Origin of the sequence: Methanothrix soehngenii GP6, assembly GCF_000204415.1 — an archaeon.
Lineage (GTDB): Archaea > Halobacteriota > Methanosarcinia > Methanotrichales > Methanotrichaceae > Methanothrix > Methanothrix soehngenii.
In genome coordinates, this window is the sequence record NC_015416.1 from 1,840,515 (window position 1) to 1,866,133 (window position 25,619).

At 43.1% G+C, this 25,619-nt stretch carries 20 protein-coding genes and 3 pseudogenes; 14 read left to right on the forward strand and 9 right to left on the reverse strand.

Features of this window, described 5'->3' with window-relative positions:
* Window positions 1–174: 174 nt before the first annotated feature.
* Window positions 175–1,120 (reverse strand): annotated as a pseudogene (locus MCON_RS15660) (IS66 family transposase); the annotation flags it as partial.
* Between the two features lie 167 nt (window positions 1,121–1,287).
* On the opposite strand from MCON_RS15660, the gene MCON_RS09275 reads away from it, so the two are divergent.
* The 5 genes from MCON_RS09275 (at window position 1,288) to MCON_RS09295 (ending at window position 5,709) form a co-directional block, all read left to right on the forward strand.
* The gene (locus tag MCON_RS09275; RefSeq protein WP_013719727.1) at window positions 1,288–1,659 is read left to right on the forward strand and encodes a DUF2178 domain-containing protein; all 372 of its coding nucleotides are present in this window, start codon (window positions 1,288–1,290) and stop codon (window positions 1,657–1,659) included.
* Window positions 1,649–1,873 (forward strand): helix-turn-helix transcriptional regulator, encoded by a 225-nt coding sequence (locus tag MCON_RS09280; RefSeq protein ID WP_013719728.1) that lies wholly within the window; start codon window positions 1,649–1,651, stop codon window positions 1,871–1,873. The genes MCON_RS09275 and MCON_RS09280 overlap by 11 nt, the downstream gene beginning before the upstream one ends.
* A gap of 206 nt (window positions 1,874–2,079) precedes the next feature.
* Complete coding sequence (locus MCON_RS09285) at window positions 2,080–3,225, forward strand: hypothetical protein (protein ID WP_048132262.1); 1,146 nt, start codon at window positions 2,080–2,082, stop codon at window positions 3,223–3,225.
* A 314-nt stretch (window positions 3,226–3,539) separates the two neighbouring features.
* Window positions 3,540–4,790 carry an IS110 family RNA-guided transposase gene (locus MCON_RS09290; protein WP_013719730.1) on the forward strand — a complete coding sequence of 417 codons (1,251 nt, stop codon included), beginning with the start codon at window positions 3,540–3,542 and terminating at the stop codon, window positions 4,788–4,790.
* A 493-nt stretch (window positions 4,791–5,283) separates the two neighbouring features.
* The gene (locus MCON_RS09295; protein WP_048132264.1) at window positions 5,284–5,709 is read left to right on the forward strand and encodes a hypothetical protein; all 426 of its coding nucleotides are present in this window, start codon (window positions 5,284–5,286) and stop codon (window positions 5,707–5,709) included.
* A 129-nt stretch (window positions 5,710–5,838) separates the two neighbouring features.
* On the opposite strand, the gene MCON_RS09300 is transcribed toward MCON_RS09295, so the two are convergent.
* Window positions 5,839–7,179 (reverse strand): right-handed parallel beta-helix repeat-containing protein, encoded by a 1,341-nt coding sequence (locus MCON_RS09300; RefSeq protein WP_013719731.1) that lies wholly within the window; start codon window positions 7,177–7,179, stop codon window positions 5,839–5,841.
* 334 nt (window positions 7,180–7,513) lie between these two features.
* On the opposite strand from MCON_RS09300, the gene MCON_RS09305 reads away from it, so the two are divergent.
* From MCON_RS09305 to MCON_RS09325, 5 genes and pseudogenes are all read left to right on the forward strand, one after another.
* Window positions 7,514–8,443, forward strand: a complete 930-nt coding sequence (locus tag MCON_RS09305; RefSeq protein WP_013719732.1) for a cyanobactin maturation protease PatG family protein — start codon at window positions 7,514–7,516, stop codon at window positions 8,441–8,443.
* A 405-nt stretch (window positions 8,444–8,848) separates the two neighbouring features.
* Window positions 8,849–9,445: pseudogene (locus tag MCON_RS09310) on the forward strand (transposase); the annotation flags it as partial.
* Window positions 9,446–9,529: 84 nt separating this feature from the next.
* Window positions 9,530–10,774 (forward strand): IS21 family transposase, encoded by a 1,245-nt coding sequence (gene istA / locus MCON_RS09315; RefSeq protein ID WP_048133126.1) that lies wholly within the window; start codon window positions 9,530–9,532, stop codon window positions 10,772–10,774.
* Window positions 10,771–11,544 carry an IS21-like element helper ATPase IstB gene (gene istB / locus MCON_RS09320; RefSeq protein ID WP_013719735.1) on the forward strand — a complete coding sequence of 258 codons (774 nt, stop codon included), beginning with the start codon at window positions 10,771–10,773 and terminating at the stop codon, window positions 11,542–11,544. Before istA ends, istB begins: the two co-directional genes overlap by 4 nt.
* A gap of 92 nt (window positions 11,545–11,636) precedes the next feature.
* Window positions 11,637–12,284, forward strand: a pseudogene (locus MCON_RS09325) (IS701-like element ISMco3 family transposase); the annotation flags it as partial.
* 69 nt (window positions 12,285–12,353) lie between these two features.
* On the opposite strand, the gene MCON_RS09330 reads toward MCON_RS09325, so the two are convergent.
* Entirely contained in the window at window positions 12,354–13,478 is a 1,125-nt protein-coding gene (locus tag MCON_RS09330; RefSeq protein ID WP_013719737.1) for a hypothetical protein, read from the reverse strand.
* A 336-nt stretch (window positions 13,479–13,814) separates the two neighbouring features.
* Between MCON_RS09330 and MCON_RS09335 the strand changes: the two genes are divergently transcribed.
* Window positions 13,815–14,735, forward strand: a complete 921-nt coding sequence (locus MCON_RS09335) for a cyanobactin maturation protease PatG family protein (protein WP_013719738.1) — start codon at window positions 13,815–13,817, stop codon at window positions 14,733–14,735.
* A gap of 346 nt (window positions 14,736–15,081) precedes the next feature.
* Here the strand turns inward: MCON_RS09335 and MCON_RS09340 are convergent, their stop codons facing one another.
* Window positions 15,082–16,227 carry a hypothetical protein gene (locus MCON_RS09340; RefSeq protein WP_013719739.1) on the reverse strand — a complete coding sequence of 382 codons (1,146 nt, stop codon included), beginning with the start codon at window positions 16,225–16,227 and terminating at the stop codon, window positions 15,082–15,084.
* Between the two features lie 335 nt (window positions 16,228–16,562).
* On the opposite strand from MCON_RS09340, the gene MCON_RS09345 reads away from it, so the two are divergent.
* Window positions 16,563–17,495, forward strand: coding sequence for a cyanobactin maturation protease PatG family protein (locus MCON_RS09345; protein ID WP_013719740.1), 933 nt, complete (start codon window positions 16,563–16,565; stop codon window positions 17,493–17,495).
* 240 nt (window positions 17,496–17,735) lie between these two features.
* Here the strand turns inward: MCON_RS09345 and MCON_RS09350 are convergent, their stop codons facing one another.
* Window positions 17,736–18,911, reverse strand: a complete 1,176-nt coding sequence (locus MCON_RS09350) for a hypothetical protein (protein WP_013719741.1) — start codon at window positions 18,909–18,911, stop codon at window positions 17,736–17,738.
* A 335-nt stretch (window positions 18,912–19,246) separates the two neighbouring features.
* Here MCON_RS09350 and MCON_RS09355 point away from each other — a divergent pair, with 335 nt between their 5' ends.
* Complete coding sequence (locus MCON_RS09355) at window positions 19,247–20,167, forward strand: cyanobactin maturation protease PatG family protein (RefSeq protein ID WP_013719742.1); 921 nt, start codon at window positions 19,247–19,249, stop codon at window positions 20,165–20,167.
* A gap of 539 nt (window positions 20,168–20,706) precedes the next feature.
* Here MCON_RS09355 and MCON_RS09360 read toward each other — a convergent pair.
* A complete protein-coding gene (locus MCON_RS09360; protein ID WP_048132269.1) occupies window positions 20,707–21,864 on the reverse strand; it encodes a hypothetical protein in 1,158 nt (385 codons plus the stop codon).
* A 157-nt stretch (window positions 21,865–22,021) separates the two neighbouring features.
* Window positions 22,022–23,635 carry a right-handed parallel beta-helix repeat-containing protein gene (locus tag MCON_RS09365; RefSeq protein ID WP_013719744.1) on the reverse strand — a complete coding sequence of 538 codons (1,614 nt, stop codon included), beginning with the start codon at window positions 23,633–23,635 and terminating at the stop codon, window positions 22,022–22,024.
* Between the two features lie 438 nt (window positions 23,636–24,073).
* Between MCON_RS09365 and MCON_RS17140 the strand changes: the two genes are divergently transcribed.
* Window positions 24,074–24,355 carry a helix-turn-helix domain-containing protein gene (locus tag MCON_RS17140; RefSeq protein ID WP_013719745.1) on the forward strand — a complete coding sequence of 94 codons (282 nt, stop codon included), beginning with the start codon at window positions 24,074–24,076 and terminating at the stop codon, window positions 24,353–24,355.
* Window positions 24,356–24,390: 35 nt separating this feature from the next.
* On the opposite strand, the gene MCON_RS09375 is transcribed toward MCON_RS17140, so the two are convergent.
* Together MCON_RS09375 and MCON_RS17145 are read right to left on the reverse strand one after the other, a co-directional pair.
* Window positions 24,391–24,750 carry a DUF1670 domain-containing protein gene (locus tag MCON_RS09375; RefSeq protein ID WP_013719746.1) on the reverse strand — a complete coding sequence of 120 codons (360 nt, stop codon included), beginning with the start codon at window positions 24,748–24,750 and terminating at the stop codon, window positions 24,391–24,393.
* A gap of 566 nt (window positions 24,751–25,316) precedes the next feature.
* Window positions 25,317–25,481, reverse strand: a complete 165-nt coding sequence (locus tag MCON_RS17145) for a DUF1670 domain-containing protein (RefSeq protein ID WP_013719747.1) — start codon at window positions 25,479–25,481, stop codon at window positions 25,317–25,319.
* Between the last annotated feature and the right edge of the window lie 138 nt (window positions 25,482–25,619).

The following is a 25,619-nucleotide window of genomic DNA, read 5'->3' on the forward strand; positions in this document are numbered from 1 at the left end:
TGAAACTTTGCTCTGCTAACGAGCGTTCTGCTGCCATTTGCTACCCCTTCTTGAGGGATAATTAGATCACAGCTCCTATATATATCTAAACATGAATTAAAAATATACTAAGTACAAAAAGGCAATATTACATAACACTCGTCCTAAATGTCCTTAACCGATGACCAATGTGGTATTGCGCAGAGTTCCCAAAATCTGCCTCAAAACGACCTGCGGGCGTAGTGCCCTTTCTGCTCTATTATTTGTCGGCTCCACACCTGGATTAATGATGAAAGTGAACCAGTACTCGAATCCGTTGCGGATATTGCCAATGAATTTCTGGACCCTCTCGCAAAAGTACTCTATCTCGATCCAATGCCGGAGCTCTTCTCGGTGGATCGGTTTCAAGAGCTGTGGTTAGCGATTCATAAAGCACCTTGAGCGCTTTATGCAGGGAATTGCTTCCTCGAACCTCTCAGCTAGGTCCTTCGATTCCCGAAGTATGTGTGCCCAGCATCGCTGCAATCGCTTTGTGAATCTGGCATATGGTTTCCCTCCATCGCATACAATTATGCCCTTGAATCATGATTGGAGCACATCGAATCTTGTTCAAAATGGCATCGTATTCCGATTGTACCACTTCAGCAGCGCGACGGGTTAGATCGACTACCGTAGCCGGACTCGTATTCAATCCATGCAGTCGCCTCAGTGCATCCTGGATTTTCCTATGAGGCAGTCTATCCTCGTACTTCAGCAAAGCTGTCTGCGCAATTATGTTATTTCCGAATCAGCCTTCAGAGGGACATTCTGCATCGCTGGCAACAACTTCTTTCGGGCAGCCCGGACATCTGTAATTAGCTATATTATATTCAGTAACCATGACCGGCTGAGGTTTGGGAATTTCTTCGATAACTTCGATTCTATTCCAAAAGGGGCACCAAGCTTTGCTCCCCAATCGGGACATAGATCTGCTGCGACTTCTACTTGGCTATCCGGAACTGCATTTGGACTCGTTATACCTTTAGACCCTATCTTCTGGCCGGGCTTCAAGCACGATTATTTTTGCCTTAAGCAACTCGATCTCACGTCTTAACAGCTCATTCTCTTCTTGAAGTTGCTTGATTATTTCTTCTTCGTGTATACTCTTAATTGATGAATATAATTATTATTTAATTCTTTGGTTTAATTGATCTTGGGTAAAACTTGCATAAGTGTGATAGGAGCTAAACACGTACGTAAGCAGAGCTTATATAACCTAATGCAATGCAAGGAGATATCATGGATGTAAGAGGGTCGAAGATTTGCAGAATGGCGATCATTGTATCCATGGTAGCTTTGGTTGGCTGGTTTACGGCTGCTGGAAATGCCCTTTTAGTGGCGATTTCTATAACAGCAGGTGTGGTTCTACTCTACTTATGCAAATCGAAAATCAAAGAGGTCGTAGAGGATGAGAGAGATGTTAAGGTAAGCGAAAAGGCATCCAAGCTGGCCATAGAGATCTTCGCTGCGACAAACATCTTGATAGGTGTTGTCTTGATTGCGCTCAGGTATAGATACTCAGAGTATACAAATATCGGCTTTACCCTGGCATTCTCTGCCTCCTCTTTGATGATATTATATTCGCTTCTGTATGGATATTACAACAAGAAATATGGATACGAGCCTCCAAATGAAGAATAGAGTCAGGGTTTATCGGGCCATAAACGATCTAACACAGGAGGAACTTGCCAAAAAGATTGGAGTGACCAGACAGACAGTGTTAGCCATCGAAAAGGGCAAATATAGCCCATCTCTAGACCTTGCCTTTAAAATGGCGAAGATCTTCGGCGTTAAAATTGAGGAGATTTTCATCTATGAAGATCCTCAGGAGAAAAACGACGTAGAAGGCATTTAGATTAGTATGATTAACCTCTGGATGAGTTTGGCTACAATCGAAGGTGGAAATATGGTTATAAATTTCGCGGAAGCGCTCTTGATGGAGTTGACCTATAGGTGAACAAAGAGTCTTCTATCCAACTCCTTATCCGCAAAATAAAATCATCCATCGCATCTACAAAGTTCAGCGAGGACCCGTTAATATTAGGGCTGGCCATATTACTAATGTTATTACTACTGCTGTATACCTTTGGGACCTTTGCGCCTCAGGAGGAGATGTGGCATAGATCCTATGGCGGTGCTGGCTCGGATGTTGGAAACTCTGTATTAGAGGTAAAAGATGGCGGATATATCATTGCAGGCACTACTAGCTCTTATGGTGCTGGAAAAGATGATGCCTGGCTAGTAGAGGCGGATCAAAATGGCAATGAGAAGTGGAACAGGACTTTTGGCGGTTCTGATGACGATTCTGGCGTATCAGTAATGCAGATTAATGACGGCAGCTATATCTTTGCCGGCGCGACAAGCTCCTTTGGCGCAGGAGATTTTGATGCCTGGCTAATAAAGACCAACTCTGATGGAAAAGAGCGCTGGAACAAAACCTATGGAGGGGCCAGCTACGATTGGGGTTACTCGGTTCAGGAGATAAAAGATGGTGGCTATATCATCGCTGGTGAGACGAGATCCTATGGAGTCGGTGGAAGCGATGCCTGGCTGATAAAGACTGATTCCACTGGCAACGAACTATGGAATAGAACCTTCGGAGGGCCGAAAGACGACGGTAGCCATGCGATACGAAGGACCAAGGATGACGGCTATGTTATTGCAGGTTTCACAGAGTCTTATGGTGCAGGCGGCAAAGATGTCTGGCTGATAAAGACGGATTCAGCTGGCAATGAGCTTTGGAATATAACTTTCGGGGGATCGAGGGACGACCGCGGAGAATCAGTCCAGCAGGTAAAAGATGGTGGCTACATCATCGCAGGAGGCGCAAATGCTCCTCTGGCTAATAAATCTCTCATGGGCGATGCCTGGCTGATAAGGACTGACTCCAATGGCACTATGCAGTGGGGCAGGATTTTCAGCTTTGGGGATTCGGACTATAATATTGGCACCGCAGCTCAAGAGACAACGGATGGCGGCTATATCCTTGCAGGTTACGGTTTAGGTGCTGGGATATACTCATGGCTGATAAAAAACGATAACGTAGGTATGAAGCAATGGGATGAAGTCTTCGATGAGTCGGGCAGAAATGAGGGCTTATCAGTTCAGCAAGCTGGAGATGGCAGCTACATCAGTACGGGCTGGACGATCTCTTCCGGCAGTGTCGATGCCTGGCTGATGAAAATGGCGGAGAGAATACAGTCTTAAATGAATTCATAGCTATTTTTTCAAGTAGTTCTCTTTTTCCAACATTTTCTGTGCTAATTATTTGTGCGAAATAATTTCAGAGTGAAACCCACATGAGCACATTGCTCATGCAAGAAGGATGAAAACCTGATATCATTGCAAAGCCATTAATTGCTTGATATGGGCGGTGAAGGCAGTCCGCCGTTTAGGGGCGTAGACCTCGTTAGTGAAACTAGCCAAATCCCGCGGATGCAAGAATGCGTCAGTAGAACGCGAATGCGAATGAGCACCCTTTGAGGATTAAGTTATCCGCCCATATCAGGACGGGAACAATCATGGAACTGCAGAGGAATAAAGTTTGTGGCATTGACGTGCACAAACGATTTCTGATAGCAACAATCCTTTGCCGAGACGGGAAGAAGGATACTCAACGCTTTAGCGTTACCCTGGAAGATCTCTTAAAATTTAGAGATTGGGTTATCGAAAATGGATGTGAACAGGTTGCCATAGAATCAACTGGAATCTATTGGCATCCTGTTCACTCTGTTCTTGAGGGAAAGATCGACTTGATTGTGGCGAATTCCTACAAAATTAAGCACACGCCAGGAAGAAAGACTGATGTCAGCGATTCCGAATGGATTGCTGAACTTTGTCTCAACGGCATGATTGAGCCTTCCAGGATTTTTCCTAAAGATGATCGAGAGTTAAGAAGGCTAACCAGAGCCAGAGAGGGTTACGTCAAGCAGATGACTCAGGAAAAGAACAAGATACACCAATCTCTCGATTCTGCATGCATCAAGTTGGCCTCAGTTATCTCTGATATTTTTGGCAAGTCCGGGATGTACCTCTTGAATTGCGTTCTAGAAGGAAGAGAGATTGATGATATAATTGACGGCATTCCATCTGGACGACTTAAGAAAAAGGCGGATCAAATTAAAGAGTCTATCAAGAGTCGTCTGGATGTCTCTCAGGTCATTTTGATTAGGGGCTCTCTGAGCTTGATGAAATCCATCCAGGAGAGGATAGATGAGCTGGATGGGGAGATTAGCGCCAGAATTCAATATCGTAAGAATGATTTAGCCATTGCAATGTCTATACCTGGGACAGGTTTTGTTTCTGCTACTGCCATTCTGGCGGAAATTGGCAACTATACTGATTTCGAAAAGCCAGAGCAGCTTGCCGCATGGTGTGGCCTTGTTCCTTCTTTATATCAGTCAGCAGAAAAGACAATCCTTGGAGGGATAACCAAACAAGGCTCCAAGCATATCCGAAGAATGCTGATTCAGGTCGCCTATGCCATATCGAGAACCAAGGATTCCAAGCTGAAGAAATTCTTCTTGAGGATTCAAGCCAAGAAGGGATCTAAAGTAGCAGCGGTTGCTCTGGCAAGAAAGGTCCTATGCATTCTTCACCATCTTCTCATAAATCAAGAAATGTATCTTGAAGACAGAGATAAGAAGAATATGCATCATAAGCCCTTAATACCGCCGTCTCCTATTGAGATGTCGATCCAAGAGATGATTGACTACATCGTGCGGGCAGGTTATGTTGTTACGAAGAGCGATAGCATAGGAGGGTTCGGTTAAATCAATTTTTCGGGTTTTTCATGCGAAACGGCAGCGACGCACCCCGCTGCAAGCAGACGTGGCATCCGAGGCGTCGCCGCATAAAGATAGTACTACTCGGATCTGATTCAATCCCAAGTTGGACACGGATGCCCTTTATCCCCGATGCAAGCATCGGGGTATTCCTATAAAAATAATGGTACATTCGGAAGGAGTTATGTCATTCGCTTATCGATTTGCATAGTAATAATATACAATGAGAACAATGGTAAAAACGTCTCTGATATATGCGTTAAAGCTAGAATCCCTATCGATGGAGGGTTAGAACGAAAATAGCCTTATTTAAGCCTTTGCTTTTTGTTCGGATTTTCCGAACAAAATGAATACTTGTGTATTTAAATGTTCTCTTTTTGTTCGGAAAATCCGAACAATTTCAATAGATTTATCTGGTTATGAGTAATATCAGTGGTTGTGCTTCCAAAGAAGCACTTTAAAAAGAATACGAGGTGAAAAAATGAGAAAGCTTGGAATAAACATGTTTGGAGAGGAAACGAACTTCGGAGATAGGCTGGAAAAGACGTGCCCAATAGGGGAAAACATTCCAAAATTTATGCCAAGAACGGCGCCTCTAATGGGCGAAGTAGCACCTGTATCTGCCGCACCTTTCGCAGGAAGAACCTATGGAATAGGTCCTAGAGCACCCATGACAACAGCAAGACCTACAGGAATTAGCCCAATGAGGACGACGCAGATATGCGAAGATTATCTTTCCACTGCACAGTACTATTTAGACATGTATTACTCAACAGGAAATCAGTATTACCTGTGTCAGCACTATCTTTGGATGGCACGATATGAATATTGTATGTGGGACTACACTGGGATACAGCAATACTATGACGCCTACTTATGGTATATGAACCAGTATTGGAACTGCTAATCTTAAGTGCATATAGTTGTGCTTTAAGGCAAAATAATATAGGCCATTTAGCGGTAACATAAAATCTATGGTCAAGATTGTTAACTAACTTTCTTGACCTTTCATTTATTAAAAATAAATAGGCTGTATTCATGAGATATTATCTTCAAGCCCTATGTGATTATTCATGCCTATTCCATCCCGTTTTACATCGATAAGATTATAAGATAAATTGTTATGCTCTATGCTATTACTAACTTTAGCATCAATACCAATACTGTTATTAATCAAGGTGTTTTGCATGATAGTACTATTTGACCCAAAAAGACTGATGCCGATATAAGAATCTGTGATTAAGTTATTGGTAATTTTATTCCTATTGGAGTATATGTCAACTCCTATGGTTTCACTCTTTATGAAGCTCTGGTTTAATGTAGTATTGTCACTGCCGTAGCCTATTGTTATGCCCTTTCTCGAGTTAGGCAAACTTACGTTTTCCATGATACAATTCTCAGATAACGATAACAGGATTCCATGGCCGACATCATTGACCTTTGAATTCTCTATTACAGAATTATTAGATCTTAGTAAAAATATTCCAAGAGACTCAGTCTTGTTTAACTCGGCCTTGGTACAATTGGCAAGCCATATATATCCTGCCTTAAGGTTCCTAATCTTTATACCATGTTTATTTTTGTAATAGTATATATTTAATCCATTCACTGTGCTATTTTTTATCTCTAAGGGGTATCCATCTAAACCAAACATTAGGTTAATCTTCGGTTCAATGAGATTGACGCCCGTAAAGCTAACATTGGAAGGCGAGAAGATATCCAGACTACTATTCAATAGAGTAACATTAGAGAATGTGAAGTTTATTGGATGCTCCATTATAATGGGTCCATTTTCTAAATAACAATCCTTTATAATAAAATTAGTCGCCTCGAAAAAAGCTAAACCACCATTATCTATCTTGCATCCTTCAATTAGGCAATCTTGTGATTTTAATTGTGATTTTAGATTTGATAAACCCGACGATCTAGATTCATTACTTACCGTAATAGGCGCAGAAGATCTTTTAATTTGGCACGTTTCTGCATTTTCTAAAAATATCTCACAGCCATTTAATCTACAATCGTTAATTTGTATATTTTTAGCATTCTTGATATAAACTCCCTTTGAAAACCTACGATTATATTTTCCATTTGGATTTTCTATAGTACAATTTTTTATCAATATATGTGCATTCGTATTGCTAATTACAATACCATTTCCTGTATGATTTATAATAACTATGTCTCTTATAATATACGGATCTTCGACAGTGCCGCTTCCTTCGTACTTTGTCAAATCGGCATTGCTTGAGATATTTATGTACTCGCTAGCTGATGGAACGGCCATATGGTCAATTTTAAATTCCAAGATGTCAATTCCCATCACAAGCCCTATAGTGGCGAACAGGCTGATAAGTAATCCTATCTTTTTAATCAAATTACCCACTCTCCATAAATCTCTATGTAATATCCAGATGACATTATGTAATTTAAACTTTACTATTAGTAATAGCATAGTAATTGTGGAAAGTTTACGGCATACGCATTAAGGCTAAAATCCCTATCGATGGATGGTTAAAGAGAAAATAGTCTTATTTAAACCTTTTCTTTTTGTTCGGATTTTCCGAACAAATTGAGATATTATGTATTTAGATATTTGCTTCTTGTTCGGGAAACCCGGACAAATTCAATAGATTTATCTAGTTATGAGTAGTATCAGTGGTTGTGCTTCCAAAAGGCACAGTTGTGCGATAAAAGAGTGGGGAATTGATATGGAAGAAAAAGAAGCAAAAGATAAGCTGGCAAGCCTGCCTGTGAACCAGGCACCTTGTCAGGAGAGCCAGGAAAACAAAGCCTCCTCTCAAGGAATGGCAAAGCGTAGCTGTGGATGCGGAGAAGATGCGAAAGCCAAGGGCACAAATGCGCCCCAATACGTCTATGCCCTTGGAAAGATCGAACCTCGCTTTCGAAGCATGGCCGTGGAAAGAGAGTTTGTCCAGGCTACTGGCAGGGCGGAGACAACCGGGCTTACGGATCAACAGGCCTTCTACTCGGTTCTGTCAAAGAAGGAAAATAGGTATCTGGTACGTGATCTGTGTTGGACCCTGGCCATAGAAGGTGTGGCCGCCTATATCCTGTTGCCGAAGGACCCATTGGATTTCGATCGTCTGGTGGAATCCGTCAAGCCTCAACAGGATAAAGCGGGCATAGATGTCGTGGTCGGCTCAAAGGGACCAGTTGCTCTGCCAGAGATGTGCGCTGGGCTGCAGGTTCCCATAGTTGGGTTCGATCAGCTTTTCTCATTCAATAGAGAAGAGTTCATTAGGTCTATTCCACGTCCAGAATCGATTCCTGAAAAGCAGGAGGAGAAGTTCAGAGCTGCCGCCAATGAGCTGTTCGACAGGATCCTGCAGATGGCGGACAATACTGGAGCCACTGACGAGCACAGGGCGCTGAATTACCTGGCCGTTCGATATCCAGCAATCTATGCCAATGCCGCAGAGGAATTCGAGCGCAATTTCTCCCTGACAGGCGTAGAAGCCAGGCCATCGAGGCTAAGCGGAGAGCGAAAGATAGTCTCTGTGATCTTCTCCTACACTAACAGAGAGACAGATGTCACGGAAAAATTCTTCGTCCGCGTGGATGTGAGTGAGGAGTTTCCATTCATGGTCACCAAGATGGCGCCATACTACGACAGGTGAATAGTTTGAAAGGAGGTGAAAAGAAATGGCACAATGTTGTGGTTGCTATATTGGAGTAGAAAATCCAATTGGACATACAATATGTACTACGCGGTCCAAATATGCATGGGATTGCGGTACTGCGTGTTCTCTGGCGGCACAATACAGGTATATAGATTGCCCATATAGCGGCTATGCACGGAATCACACATTCAGTGCACCGCCATCGTACTGTCCTTGACTGCTGTGCCAGTTAAAAAATCAAAAGAGACTCTGGAGCCTTCTTAAGTAGAAGGTTTCAGGATCTCCTGTACTTTCCAACTTTTTAACAGATTTATAATATTCTCCTGTTAACTCAAACCATAAATTTCCCATAGAAAATTAAAGCTTTTATACTTGGATCAGAATCCCTTCTTCGGGAGTAAAATGATCAAAATAGTAAAGGTACCGTTGCAATTGGAGCCGTTTTTAGATAAGTTTAGGGATCTCTTCACAAAACCGAGTTACGGATCATTTCGAGATCTGTGTGGCGCGTTGAGCGTATGTGATAAATCCAAGACCGTTTCTAACCTTTGTGATACTATGGCAGATTGCAGCAAAGGGAAAAAATCACGTTCTTCATATAATTGGTTCTTTAGCGATGCGAATTGGGATGAAAATGAAGTTGCACAACGCAAGGTGGATCTTTTCATCGATAGTTTATGTTTGAAAAAGAACGATAAAATATTATTAATAATTGATGATACATACAATGAGAAAGAAGGAAACCAAACAGATGGTGTGGGCAAATTTTACGATCATAGTAAAGAAGCCTATATTTGGGGTAACAATTTCGTTACCTCTGTTGTCCAATCAAAAGGACTATTTATTCCACATAAAGCTAAGATGTATATTAAGAATGATGACGAAAATGAGAATTTTAAAACAAAAATGGAGATTGCCTTTGAAGAGATCATCAAACCATTAGTTGTCCCAAAAAGCATCGATCTTTATATCGTTTTCGATAGCTGGTGGTTTTTGTCAATGGCGGTCTAAAAGTGTCCAATAGTGGCGGGATAAAATTGTCCACCTGCCAATTCCCTGGATTGAAACCCAGGGGTCATGTGGATGATAGATATGGAGGAGTTCCTCACGTTGCGAGATTTATTCAACGAAGAATTGAGCATCAGCAAGATCGCCAGACAGACTGGACACAGCCGTGTGACGGTGCGGAAGTATCTGAACTCACAGGTTCCCCCATTGCCCCAGAAGCGATCCAAAAAGCCGAGCAAACTGGATGGTCACAGGGAATACATAATTGATAGACTCAAAGAGTTCCCTCTTTCCGCTAGCCGTATTTATCGTGAGATCCAGGATAGGGGATTCACGGGGAAGTATACAATTGTAAAGGATTTCGTGCGTGAAGTCCGGCCTGAAATTGGAGTTCCGGCGATATACCGCTACGAGACCAAACCAGGAGTTCAGGCTCAAGTTGACTGGGCAGAATGTGGTTACATCGATATCGATGGGGAGAAAAGGAAACTCTACTGTTTCACCATGGTTCTCGGTTATTCGCGAATGAGATATGCCGAATTTACTCTGCGAATAGACGTTTATACCCTTATCCAGTGCCACATAAATGCGTTTGGGTATTTTGGAGGTTATCCCCAAGAGCTTCTATATGATAACATAACGCAAATCGTGAAGAAGCGAGCCCCAAAATCATCGGATTCCACCTGGAATTCTCATTTCCAGGACTTCTTCGAGCACTACGGTTTCATTCCCCGGTTGTGTCGTCCCTATCGACCTCAGACCAAAGGGAAAATAGAGAGGACTGTGGGATTCGTGAAGAAGGATTTCTTTATGGGTGGCAGGTTCACTTCGTTCACTGATCTTAACTCCCAGCTTCAGAAATGGCTGTCCAGAGTAAACTCGATACCTAACGGCACAACCCATGAGATTCCGATTGAACGTTTTAAGCAGGAAGGTCTCCAGAAGATCGGAAATGCTCCGTCCTATCATAATCGTAGAGATGAGAGCCGAAAGATTTCCAGGGACTCATTCGTCTCTTACCTGGGCAACCTCTATTCTGTACCATATCGATACGCTGGGATGACCGCACGATTGCAGATTTCTGACTTGACCTTTAAGATAATTGTTGGATCAGATGAGATCTGCACTCACGAGATTCAACCTGGTCATGGAAAAGTGATGCGAGTCAAAGAGCACTTCAAAGGGCTTCTGAGTGAGATCCTGAAGCAGAACTGCACGCTCCGAGATAGTAATCCGTCAATTCTTAAGTTTGTGGACACAGATGTCGAGCATCGACCGCTTTCTGTTTATGATCGACTTGGTGAGGGAGATAGCAGATGACAAATTTCGAATACGAAAGACTTCATCATAATCTTAAGCTCCTGAAACTGGGGACCTTTGAGTCGGTTCTCGACAACTATCTGGAGATCGCCGCTAAAGAGAAGAAATCAACTATCGAGATCCTCGATTATCTGGTGGACCGGGAATTAAGAAGCAAGGAGTCTCGGTCTTTGGCTCTCAGAACGCGAAAGGCGGGCTTTCCTATGGAGAAGAGGCTAGATGATTTCGATTTTGAATTTCAGCCGTCTCTGGATAAGAGTGTCATCAATGAGATCGCATCTCTAAAGTTTATCCATAATGCAGAGAACGTGGTCTTGCTAGGTCCGCCTGGTGTGGGAAAGACCCATCTTGCCATCGCCTTAGGAATTGAAGCTGTCAGGGCGGGATTCAGAGTTCAATTCGCCAACGCTTCAGCTCTGATCGAGCGTCTTGCAAAAGCTGACCGAGAGAAGAGACTTGAAGAGATGATTAGGGAACTATCGAGGTTTCAGCTTATCATTATTGATGAGATGGGTTATCTGCCGTTTGATGACTTTGGCGCTCACTGCTTCTTTCAGCTCGTTTCCAGGCGTTACGAAAGAGCTTCGATTATCTTCACCTCAAACAAGTCCTATGGCGAATGGGGAGACATCTTCAAAGATCATGTCATTGCAGCGGCTATTCTTGATAGGATTCTCCATCATTGCACTACTGTCAATATAAAAGGCGATAGCTATCGACTTAAGGATCGCAAGAGGCAGGGGATAATTCCTCAGAGCTTTTCAGGATAAGGTGCGTTGAGATATGGCTGGGCAGAAGCCTTAAGTAGAACTGGACAGTTTTATTCCGCCATAATTGGACAGTTTTATCCCGGCGTTGACAGTTTTCTTCTGATCTATTTAGCAAGTGCCTTAAGCTAGGGCATAATATCGTATGCCAAATCAAGTCTGATAAGAAAGTCGGAATAAATAAGGATATGTATTTCCAAGTCAGAGATCTAGCGAATCAAATTGAAGATAAATTTTTTATTAAGACAACAGTTAGCGTTCGTGGAAAAAAGAAGACCTATTATGCATTTGAAAAGAAGGTAATCATAGACAAGGTAGGCGAAGTTAAGCTTGTTATCTCCAAGAGAAAAAAAGATAGCACGACAAAATATATAATCAGCACTAATGGATCGCTTTCATTGAAAGAAATACTCTCAATTTACGAGGACAGATGGGATATAGAAACAGCTCATAGAGAGGCAAATCAAAAATTAGGATTTAAAGATTACCAATTAAGAGATAAACACTCAATTGAAAGATTTATTCAAATGGTTTTTTCAGTATGGACTGCAATTCTCTTATGGGAAATAGATAATCCGCCACCTAAAGATGGCTCAAAATCAAGAACGATGGGCGACATGGTCGATAGAGTAAAAATGCAAGCTGTTGGAGAAACATTTGAATTTGTCATGACATATTTTAATTTGCCTGTACCTGATGGGGGATTGCTATATATACTCAAGAGCCTTGGAATGAAGATATGAATAATAAGATAAATTAAAAATTATAAACAAGGGAGAAACTTGGAAAGTACAGGATCTCGATATTTTTTATTAAATTAGCTTTATTAGCTCTTCAAAACCTCCAATAATATATCCACCATCCTTTGTTCTATAGATAGACGCGCCTAGGGACCCCGCGAAAGTTCGGTTCCATTGTTCATTTCCTGAGCCGTCTGTCTTTATGAGCCAAGTCTTCGATCGGCTAGGGATTGGGGCATCGGAATGCGTGGAACCTGTGACGAGATAACCTCCGTCTTCAACAGTTGCTACAGAGAATCCATCATCCCATTCCGATCCGCCAAATGTTCTATTCCATTCTTCATTTCCATCGGAATCGGTTTTTATCAACCATAAGTCGAAGTCACCAGCACCATAAGATTTTGTTTTGCCTGCTATTATATATCCTCCATCGTCCGCTTGTTGGACTGATCTGCCTTCATCAATATCCGCCCCTCCGAAAGTTCTGTTCCATTGCTCAAAGCCTTTTGAATCGACTTTAATCAGCCAGACGTCACTTTCACCACCTCCATAGGATCTGGTAGAACCAACAATCACATATCCACCATCTTTTGAACTTTGAACCATGGAAAACGCAGCGTCAAGATTTATACCGCCAAAAGTCTTGTTCCACATCTCATTGCCATTCAAATCAGTCTTTATCAGCCAGAAATCGCCTCTACCAGCACCGAACGAGTATGTCGTGCCGGCTACAATGTATCCCCCGTCTTCTGTCTGCTGGGCTGTGTTGCCCCAATCAAAGTCAGGTCCTCCAAAAGTTTTATCCCATACTTTATTCCCTTCGGAGTCAGTCTTTATCAGCCAAAGATCGAAATCCCCAGAGCCATGTGATCTTGTAGAACCCACAATAAAATAACCATCGCCTACATTCATAACAGAACGGCCAATATCATCTCCTGTCCCGCCATAAGTGCGATTCCATTCTTCAAAACCTTTGGAATCGGTTTTTGTTAGCCAGACATCATTCTGGCCCATGCCAAATGAGTCCGTCCAGCCTGCAATGATATACCCGCCATCTTCGGCCTCTATGACTGAGTTTCCAACATCCGATCCAGAACCGCCGAACGTTTTGTTCCATTCCTCTTCAGGCTGAGCTGAAGCGCCTAAAGTATCAAGCATCAGCAATGCCAACCATAATATTACTACTTTTTTGATCAACTACCCACTCTCCTCGTACTGCTCTATGTAAGCTTTTAATGACATTATGTAATTTAAACTTTACTATTAATAAACGCACAGTAATTGCGGAAAGTTTACGGCATACTCATTAAAGCTAAAATCCCTATTGATGGAAGGTTAGAAAGGAGATAGCTCTATTTAAACCTTTTCTTTTTGTTCGGATTTTCCGAACAAATTGAGATATTATGTATTTAGATATTTGCTTCTTGTTCGGGAAACCCGGACAAATTCAATAGATTTATCTAGTTATGAGTAGTATCAGTGGTTGTGCTTCTAAAAGGGCACAGTTGAGCGAGTAAAGAGTGGGGAATTGATATGGAAGAAAAAGAAGCAAAGGATAATCCAGCAAGCTTGCCTATGAACCAGGCACCTTGCCAGGAGAGCCAGGAAAACAAAGCCTCCTCTCAGGAGGTTGGAAAGCGTAGCTGTGGATGCGGAGAAGGTGCGAAATCCAAAGCGACTCAATATGTTTATTCTCTGGGACGCATCGAGCCACGCTTCCCGAACATGTCTGCTGAGCGGGAGTTTGCTCAGGCTATGGGAAGAGCAGAGACCGCAGGAATGATAGATCCACAAGCATTCTACTTTGTTCTGTCAAAGAAGGAGAACCGGTACCTTGTACGTGAGCTATGCTGGGTTCTGACCATCGAAAGTGTGGCAGCTTGCATTCTGCTGCCGAAAGATCCTCTGGATTTGGATCTGCTAGTAGAATCCGTACGGCCCATGTCCGCTAAAGCGGATATAGATGTAGTAATCGGCCTAATGGGACCAGTTGCTCCGCCTGAAATGTGCAGCGGGCTGCAAGTCCCGTTGGTCGGATTCGATCAGCTCTTCTCATTCGACAGAAATGCCTTCATCAAATCTATTCCGAGGCCTGAGTCGATTCCCGAGAAGCAGGAGGAGAAGTTCAGAGCTACAGCCAATGAGCTGTTCGACAGGATCCTGCAAATGGCGGACAATACTGGAGCCAATGACGAGCATAGGGCGCTGAATTACCTGGCGGTTCGATATCCTGCAATCTATGCCAAGGCGGCAGAGGAGTTCGAGCACAACTTCTCCCTGACAGGCGTAGAAGTCAGGCCATCAAGGCTAAGCGGTGCGCGAAAAATTGTCTCTGTGATCTTCTCCTACACTAACAGAGAGACCGATGTCACGGAAAAATTCTTCGTCCGCGTGGATGTGAGCGAGGAGTTTCCATTCATGGTCACCAAGATGGCGCCATACTACGATAGGTGAATAAACTAAATGGAGGTGAAATGAAATGGCACAATGTTGGGGATGTTATCAAACAGTTGAGTATCCTCTTGGTAATGTACTGTGTACTACGCCAACGTGTTTTGTATGGGATAATTGGCCTGCTGCATGCTCCAATGCCGCCTCGTTCAGATGGACGACTTGCGGCTGGGCAAGCGGATACGCAGTCTCTCATCATTTCCCTGCATCTCCGTCGTACTGTAACCCGGAACGGTGTATTTAAGAGCATACATCATTTTGGGTTCATAATATTTTTTTATTGCATTTCCCTAAAGTATATGACCTCCATTAAAGCAGAAAGGTTCTATCGTGCTTTTGCATATCTCTGTCATTTTAGTCTTATTAGTATCGTATCCCAAGTTATCCGTTTGTCTTCGCCTAAATAATTTACAGCACCCAAGATAACATATCCTCCATCTTTTACCTGCCTGATGGAGCTAGCTATTGGAATCGAGAGCGAAGGAGACATTGCAAGCCTCTTATCCCATGTTTTATCGCCGCTTGAATCAGTCTTCACCAACCAGATATAAGAAGAGGTAGAACCTGCAATCATATAGCCATCGTTTGTTTCTATGATAGAAGTGCCCTCATCCCATTCAGGCCCACCAAAAACCTTATCCCATAATTTGTTTCCATTTGAATCGACTTTCATCAGCCAGAGGTCAGGTTTTCCTGTGCCGTAATAATCAGTTCTTCCAACAAGGATAAATCCTCCGTCCCTCGTTTGCTTAATTGAGTTACATATATCGGATCCCGGACTTCCAAGAGTTCTATTCCATAACTCATCCCCATTTGAGTCGGTCTTTACTATCCAGATATCAATATTTCCGGATCCATATGAGTTAGTTTGTCCAGCGGTTACGTATTCTCCATCCGTCTCCTGGAGCGCTATAATAGTCTCATAACCTGTATCTCCGAGGGTCCTATTCCATTTTTCTTGTCCGTTTGAGTCTATTTTTATCAACCAGTCATCGACATCTTCATCACTCTGATGTTTTGATCCGCCAATAATATAATCGCCATCTTTTGTCCCGATAATTGCATTACCTAAATCATCGCCAGGTCCTCCAAAAGTTTTATCCCATACTTTATTCCCTTCGGAGTCAGTCTTTATCAGCCAAAGATCGAAATCCTCAGAGCCATGTGATCTTGTAGAACCCACAATAAAATAACCATCGCCTACATTCATAACAGAACGGCCAATATCATCTCCTGTCCCGCCATAAGTGCGATTCCATTCTTCAAAACCTTTGGAATCGGTTTTTGTTAGCCAGACATCATTCTGGCCCATGCCAAATGAGTCCGTCCAGCCTGCAATGATATACCCGCCATCTTCGGCCTCTATGACTGAGTTTCCAACATCCGATCCAGAACCGCCGAAAGTTTTGTTCCATTCCTCTTCAGGCTGAGCTGAAGCGCCTAAAGTATCAAGCATCAGCAATGCCAACCATAATATTACTACTTTTTTGATCAACTACCCACTCTCCTCGTACTGCTCTATGTAAGCTTCTAATGACATTATGTAATTTAAACTTTACTATTAATAAACGCACGGTAATTGCGGAAAGTCTACGGCATACTCATTAAAGCTAAAATCCCTATTGATGGAAGGTTAGAAAGGAGATAGCTCTATTTAAACCTTTTCTTTTTGTTCGGATTTTCCGAACAAATTGAGATATTATGTATTTAGATATTTGCTTCTTGTTCGGGAAACCCGGACAAATTCAATAGATTTATCTAGTTATGAGTAGTATCAGTGGTTGTGCTTCCAAAAGGCACAGTTGAGCGAGCAAAGAGTGGGGAATTGATATGGAAGAAAAAGAAGCAAAAGATAAGCTGGCAAGCCTGCCTATGAACCAGGCACCTTGCCAGGAGAGCCAGGAAAACAAAGCCTCCTCCTCTCAAGGAATGGCAAAGCGTAGCTGTGGATGCGGAGAAGATGCGAAAGCCAAGGGCACAAATGCGCCCCAATACGTCTACGCCCTTGGAAAGATCGACCCTCGCTTTCGAAGCATGGCCGTGGAAAGAGAGTTTGCACAGGCTACTGGCAGGGCGGAGACAACCGGGCTTACGGATCAACAGGCCTTCTACTCGGTTCTGTCAAAGAAGGAAAATAGGTATCTGGTACGTGATCTGTGTTGGACTCTAACCATAGAAGGTGTGGCCGCCTATATCCTGCTGCCCAAGGACCCATTGGATTTTGATCGTCTGGTGGAATCCGTCAAGCCTCAACAGGATAAAGCGGGCATGGATGTCGTGGTCGGATTAAAGGGGCCGGTTGCTCCGCCTGAAATGTGCAGCGGGCTGCAAGTCCCGTTGGTCGGATTCGATCAGCTCTTCTCATTCAATAGAGATGCCTTCATCAAATCTATTCCGAGGCCTGAGTCGATTCCCGAGAAGCAGGAGGAGAAGTTCAGAACTGCAGCCAATGAGCTGTTCGACAGGATCCTGCAGATGGCGGACAATACTGGAGCCACTGACGAGCACAGGGCGCTGAATTACCTGGCGGTTCGATATCCAGCAATCTATGCCAAGGCGGCAGAGGAGTTCGAGCACAACTTCTCCCTGACAGGGGTAGAAGCCAGGCCATCAAGGCTAAGCGGTGCGCGAAAAATTGTCTCTGTGATCTTCTCCTACACTAACAGGGAAACCGATGTCACTGAGAAGTACTTTGTCCGCGTGGATGTGAGCGAAGAGTTTCCATTCCTGGTCACCAAGACGGCGCCATACTACGACAGGTGAATAAACTAAATGGAGGTGAAAAAATAAATGACGGCATGCAAATGCTTCTGGTATACAAGTCGTCGTACCGGCGGTTGTGAAGGACGACATATATGCAGCTGCGATTGGGGCTGGGCAGATTCCGAAGCTCTGTCATGGTTTTGGACTATCTGTGGCTACGTACAAGGGTACCAGCATATACAAGATAAACCATGGGTTGATTGTGCAGCCTGCTATTAGCCGTGAGAGTATTCTACACTCTCATTTTTTTAAATTACTCAATTTCATTTTTACCATAAATATATCGAAGCCGCCTGAGCCATACGAATCTGTGTCACCTAGCATAATATATTCATCATCGTCTGCCTCTTGGGCTAGAAAGGCCCCCGACGTGCCTGTACTACCAAAAGTCCTGTTCCATTGCTCTATACCATTTTGGTCTGTCTTTATTACCCAGGCATCGCTTCCACCGGTACCATAGGACCTTGTCTCACCAGCGATGATATATCCACCATCTCTGGCCTGCTGAACTGACATGCCCCAATCAACATCCGAACCGCCGAAGGTTTTGTTCCATTCTTCATTACCCTTTGAATCGGTTTTTATTAACCAAATATCCTGATCATTAGCATCCTTTTGTCGTGTATCACCGATAACAATGTATCCACCATCTTTAGTTTCTTGAATTGACCGCGCACCATCCCATGACGACCCACCAATTGTTTTATTCCATAGCTCTGTGCCAGATGGGTCTGTTTTTATGATCCAGACATAAGCTTTATCAATATCTTTTAGTTCAGTCCAACCTGCGATTACATATCCGCCATCTTTCGTTTGCTTGACTGATCTACCAGCATCATTGCCTGATTTACCGAAAGTCCTATCCCACATTTTAGTCCCATTTGAGTCTGTTTTTATTAGCCAGATATCAAAATCACCTGCATTATATGATTTTGTATCGCCTAAGAGAATATATCCATGATCACTTGTTTCTTGAATTGACCAACATATGTCATCGCTAGGTTTACCAAAGGTTCTATCCCATTCTTTATCCCCTTTAGAGTTCGCCTTTATTAGCCAAATATCTTTGCCGCCAGCGCCGTAGGACTCTGTAAGGCCTGCGATTATATATCCACTATCGCTTGTTTCTTGGATTGAATAGCCAATATCATCTCTCGGTCCGCCAAAGGTCCTGTTCCAAAGTTCATTTCCTTTTGAGTCAGTCTTTATCAGCCAAATATCATCTTTTCCTGTTCCAAAAGAATCCGTCTTACCTACGATGATATATCCATAATCTTTTATCTCCTGAATGGCGAAGCCTGACTCATCACCTGGCCCACCGTACGTTTTGTTCCATTCCTCTTTAGGCTGAGCTGAAGCGCCTAAAGTATCAAGCATCAGCAATGCCAACCATAATATTACTACTTTTTTGATCAACTACCCACTCTCCTCGTACTGCTCTATGTAAGCTTCTAATGACATTATGTAATTTAAACTTTACTATTAATAAACGCACAGTAATTGCGGAAAGTCTACGGCATACTCATTAAAGCTAAAATCCCTATTGATGGAAGGTTAGAAAGGAGATTGCTCTATTTAAACCTTTTCTTTTTGTTCGGATTTTCCGAACAAATTGAGATATTATGTATTTAGATATTTGCTTCTTGTTCGGGAAAGCCGGACAAATTCAATAGATTTATCTAGTTATGAGTAGTATCAGTGGTTGTGCTTCCAAAAGGCACAGTTGAGCGAGTAAAGAGTGGGGAATTGATATGGAAGAAAAAGAAGCAAAAGATAAGCTGGCAGGCCTGCCTGTGAACCAGACACCTTGCCAGGAGAGCCAGGAAAACAAAGCCACCTCTCAGGAGGTTGGAAAGCGTAGCTGTGGATGCGGAGAAGGTGCGAAATCCAAAGCGACTCAATATGTTTATTCTCTGGGACGCATCGAGCCGCACTTCCCGAACATGTCTGCTGAGCGGGAGTTTGCTCAGGCTATGGGAAGAGCAGAGACCGCAGGAATGACAGATTCACAAGCATTCTACTCTGTTCTGTCAAAAAAGGAAAACCGGTATCTGGTACGTGATCTGTGTTGGACGCTGGCCATAGAGGGCATGGCCACCTATATCCTGTTGCCGAAGGATCCATTGGATTTTGATCGTCTGGTGGAATCCGTTAAGCCTCAACAGGATAAAGCGGACATAGATGTCGTGGTCGGCTCAAAGGGACCAGTTGCTCTTCCTGAAATGTGCAGCGGGCTGCAAGTCCCGTTGGTCGGATTCGATCAGCTCTTCTCATTCGACAGAGATGCCTTCATCAAATCTATTCCGAGGCCTGAGTCGATTCCCGAAAAGCAGGAGGGGAAGTTCAGAGCTGCCGCCAATGAGCTGTTCGACAGGATCCTGCAAATGGCGGACAATACTGGAGCCAATGACGAGCACAGGGCGCTGAATTACCTGGCCGTTCGATATCCTGCAATCTATGCCAAGGCGGCAGAGGAGTTCGAGCACAACTTCTCCCTGACAGGGGTAGAAGCCAGGCCATCAAGGCTAAGCGGTGCGCGAAAAATTGTCTCTGTGATCTTCTCCTACACTAACAGGGAAACCGATGTCACTGAGAAGTACTTTGTCCGCGTGGATGTGAGCGAAGAGTTTCCATTCCTGGTCACCAAGATGGCGTCGTACTACGACAGGTGAACAATTTGAAATGAGGTGAAAAGAAATGACATGTTATTGCTGCTATTGGACTAGCACACCATCCGACGGTTGTGTAGGACCTACTTACTGCAGCTTCTACGTGGGTTCAGCATGCTCTGCAGCTCTTTCGGCGTTCAGAGCACAATGTGGTTCCTCTGTACCAGCGTACCAGCATACGTATATAGCTCCTGACTACTACTGCTAGTAACTAAGTGTTCCTCAGAATAATATTTTCTATTTTTTTTAATTCTATAATTTACTGTAGTTTCCAAGTTTTTGATTTTGCATACGCAATGCAGTAGAGAGGTAAAGCAAATATTATTAAATAGCATGATATTAGCACAAAAAGGATATCTATTACTGGTCAATTATGTGGGAATTGGATTCAGTTTATAAAGTTGGTGGTTGAAATGAAAAACTTGGAAAGTACAGTAATTTATGCAGCAACAGGTGGTGAATAATAACATACCATCACGTCTCTCCATAATCAAGTAACTTGACAGATAATATAAAAATAGAGCTTTTAAGATAGTTACCTCTCAATTTACCCTTATCAGCCATGCATCTACGCTTTTGTTACCATATGAAGTAGTACTGCCTTCAATAATATATCCTCCAGCTTTGGTTTCTTGTATTGAGTAGGCACCATCAGTTCCCTTTCCGCCAAAGGTCGTATTCCATAGTTCGTTGCCATTAGAATCTGTTTTTATTAGCCAAGCATTACCCGGGATACGTTTCTCAGGTCCTGAGGTAGTCACTAATAAGCCGTAAGATTCCGTTGAACCTGCGATAATATAGCCACTATCGTTAGTCTGCTGTATTGAGAATCCCCAATCATAGCCAGATCCTCCATAGGTTTTATTCCATTGCTCTTTACCAGAGGGGTCGGTCTTTATTACCCAAACGTCCTGTGCGCCTGCACTAAAAGACTGCGTATCACCTACTAGAATATAGCCGCCATCTTTTGTTTCTCGGACTGCTCTGCAGCCATCCCAGGCTGAACCACCAAATGTCTTTTCCCATTGTGTGATTCCAGTAGAGTTAGTTTTTATCAGCCAAAAATTACTACTTCCATCAGGGCCATAAGACTCTGTGGGGCCTGTGATGATATATCCACCATCGTTTGTCTTATCAACTGCCCAGCCTGCATCATAACCCGGTCCGCCAAAGGTTCTGTTCCATTGCTCTTTACCAGAGGGATCCGTCTTTATCAGCCAGGCATCTGAATCTCCAGCGCCAAAGGAGCGTGTTAAGCCAGCAATGATATAACCCCCATCATTTGCCTGTAGAACGGATCTACCCTCATCTATATCTCTTCCGCCAAAGGTTTTATCCCATTGTTTATTTCCAGCAACATCTGTCTTTATTAGCCATGCATCTGAATCCCCGGAGCCATAGGATTTAGTGGCACCCACAGTAATGTATCCACCATCTTCTGTCTTCTGAACAGAATACCCGTTATCCTCTTTTGGACCGCCAAAGATCCTATTCCATAGTTCGTTGCCATTGGAATCAGTTTTTATTAGCCAGGCATCTTCTCTACCAGCACCATATGATTCAGTGCTGCCTACGAGGATATATCCACCATCTTCGGTTTCTTGTGCTTGGCTACCAAGGTCGATACCCGATCCACCAAAGGTTTTGTTCCATACCTCTTCAGGCTGAGCTGAAGCGCCTAAAATGCCTAGCATCAGCATTGTCAACCCTAATATTAATACTATCTTCAAAATATATCGCCTCTTAAATCGGTTGCATTTCTGTGAAATATATTGTGGAAGGCAGCAGTTGCTGTTCCTCTAAGCTTACCTACTGTCTTATACGACCCTACTATTCGTTTTATCGCAGTTTTGCTCACTAAGTTTTGCTTATCGGCACTATACTTGGAACTTTATCTATTACCGGCTCCTGCACTTGAGGCGAAGGCTCGCCCGGCCTCGGGAAGGGTATGTTCTCTACATAGGGCGTACTTCCTAATCCAGTTTTATCCTTTTCAACGCCCTTGTAAGTAGCCCAGAAATTTCCGTCCCAGATATTGTTGGCAAAGCTGATGTTCATATAGCTGCTCTGTTCGGCATCGACGCCGTTGTAGATGAAGTTATTCTGGGTGACCCTGTTGTTGTTGCCGGAGACTTTGATGCTGACGATGTTGTTTGCTATCGTATTTCCCGTGAAAGTGTTGTTGCCTCCAGCCTGTATGCCGTATCCTGAATCCGTGATTATATTGTTCTCGAATGTGTTGTTACCATCGGATTGCGAGGCATCAATACCCGAAGCAAATAAGTTTTCGCCGAAATACCGTTCGCTCTTGGTTATAATGTTATGGTATAGAGTGATGTTACTTGTGCCCGTATCTAGCTTTATTGCTTCCCTGGCGCTTGAACCTCTCAAAGTGTTGTTGGTAATCAGTACATCCTTTGAGAAGGCAAGAATAATCTGATTAGCCTTTGATCCCTCTATAGTGCTACTGTTTGAGTTGATCGCAAAAATGCCCCCAGCTTCAACCCCTTCGATCCTGGTTTCTGGGCAGTCAACCAGCCATATATACCCTGCAGTCAGGTTTTCCAAGTGCAACCCTTTCTGATCATGATAGTAGTAGATCTTTTCACCATTTGCTGTGCTGTTCTTCACCACCGGCGAATAGCTCTCTGGGCTGAATCCCCCGAGGTTTATGCCCTTAAGGTCAACTAAAGTCATATTCTCAAGGGTTGTATTTGAAGAGAAATCCATCTCCATTGTGGCATTTACTACAGTGCTATTAGTGAATGAGGTATTGATAGGGGTGAAAGCCATAAGCCATCCGTCTTTAACATAGCAGTTCTCCACAATACAGTTCTTGGGGCTTAATAATACGATCTCATATGCCGATTTACAATCCTTTATCAAGCAGTTCTGGGAAGGAACACTGGTCTCAGGCATAAAATCCGTTGTTACCCTAGGGGACGGCATGAGCTCTATCTTTTCTTGAACAAGAATATGCTCGGAGTTGCAGTTCTCGATCAAGCCATTTTTGACGCCATTAAACATTATGTTCTTGCCCCTATAGTTCGTGATCTGAATATTTTCAGCACTGCTAACGCTAAGACTGCTTCCGCTGCCTGACAGCCTGCAATTCTCTACGCGAACGTTCTTGGCATCATCAATATTTATTCCGTTTACATCATATAGGCCATAATAATTTCCTGTTAAGTTAGCCATTGTGCAGTTCTTTATCAAGATGTAGGCATCTGTATTTCTTATCACTATTCCGTTTCCAATATGGTTGTTCAGATTCAAGCCATCGATAATATAAGGGTCATCGGCCGTGCCGCTTCCTTTGAACTTCATGAGGTCAGCATTGCTAGAGATGTTTACGTAATCGCTAGCCAGGCGGAAGGTCATCGAATCAACTTTGAATTCTGAGACTCCTGTGCTAATAGCCAGTCCAATCATGGCGAATAAGCCTAGAAATAATCCTATTTTCTTAGTCAAACTACCCACTCTCCTTATAAGTCATGGAGTCATATTACTCCTATGTAATGTGTATATAACATTATGTAATATAAACTTTACTATTAGAAAAAGAATAGCTTTCTCAGGCAATATAGAAAACGGATTTAATTATATTACTACCTTCATAGATAGCAATTAATTCTCTAAATGCCTCGGCACGAGCAATTATTTTTCAAATCTCAGCCGACAAACAAAATATATAAAATTAATTAAATATAAAATTTTCAAACATTATCCTCTCAATTGCTGATTAAATACAGGTATTTTTGCTTGGTTCAAGCTAACTTATTGGAATTATACTTACGTAACTTTAAGCTGAACGTAATTTTAATATTCTCAAGACTGCATCTATCATTATCAGAATTATAATCCAAAGTTTATGCACTATGTTCGATCCAAAAACGAAAAGGTATATCTATGAGCGATCTACTATCCGATAAAGCTCTTAGTAGCAAAGCACTCAAGGTCCCGGCCTTAAGTAAGAGAACTACTATTATCAGGAATCTTTCTTCGAGGCGTATGACTGTGACTGAGCTATCTAGAACCTCTGGCCTTCCAAAATCGACGATCTATGACAATTTGAGCGTATTGGTTAAGGCCGGATTGGTCGTGAAAGAGGACAAAATAAATCAATGGGTATATTATGAGCTGACAAAGAAAGGGCACAGATTGGCCGAAGCCATAAAGGCATCGAACTAAAATGACGACATATGTCGCCTTCCCATGAAATCTGTTCAGCTAACATGATTACCCTCCTCTTCAATAGCTCTTTGCTCGTCGATTAGTACAATATACTCCTTCACCAATCGTTCGCTCATCTCAAGTATTCGAGCAATTTCCAGTGGTTTCATCTTGCCATTCAACATTCTGACTTTCTTAAAGGCCTTGATATATCGATCACATGTCCCCTCTGTATGCTGTGTCGTTCTGGCAATATGCGGTGCAGGGATACCCCGGAGAAACTTGGCGATAATCACCTGTGTCATTGAAGGTCCAATATCACGTATGGTTCCCCAATATGGCAGGATAACCCCCTGCTCCGTCTGATATGCTTTGATGTTCTTGCCTATCGTTCCGGCGCTGACACCGGTCAACTCGGCAACATAGCTTGCGTTAGCACTCCTTTCTGAGCATACGCTTCCTTCAGCAATCTGGCCACACGATATCTCCTCACTTAATGATGGGAATAGCCATTGGTTTGCATCTGCTTATCCACCTCATGTATTATGGAGAAGATCGTGGATACCACCCCCATCTTGGCAAGTGTCTTCCTAGGACCTGGCTTTTCATCCATATGTCCTACTTCGAGCTTCCGTTAATCACGCGATACTGCTGAAAAATCCGAATCAAGTCTCCGATGAGCATGTCCTGGACGCGATCGCCGCCGACAAATGCATATTGCTCTTCCAAGAGGTGTTTGATTACACCATGTATCTCATTCCCAGGAGGTGCGGCTGATGATGTCATTTGTTGACCCCAAGCCCCTTTTTTTCGAATCGAGCTTTTCAACCGACAATGAGGCGATCTGAGAGAAGCGATCCGAGCCGACATTTTTCTAGGTTTCGTATAACGTGAGATACTCGGTAACAACTTTCTCAGAGGAATTGGTGAGTTCTCTGATTTGGAGGATGGAATATCCTTGATTCGAGAGAAGAACAACCTATGAGAAGCCGCTGATGTATCGTTTGATGGACTCACCGGTATGACGAGTTCTCTGTTCGATCTCAGTGTGTTCGTATCCTTTTAGGAAGAGTTTGATGATATTCATTTTATGGGAGACAGTTGGTCCGATGTCCTGTATCTCGTCACGAGTGGGAACGACCATTGGTCTTCTTCCAGGCGTTAGTCAGTGATTTGGTGTTCGTTCCCGCAGCAGGCATCATTACACCCGATATCACATATGGGATCCATGATGTTAAATATTGCGACATATGGCGGCGATGTAATTGCTGCGAGTATGCTA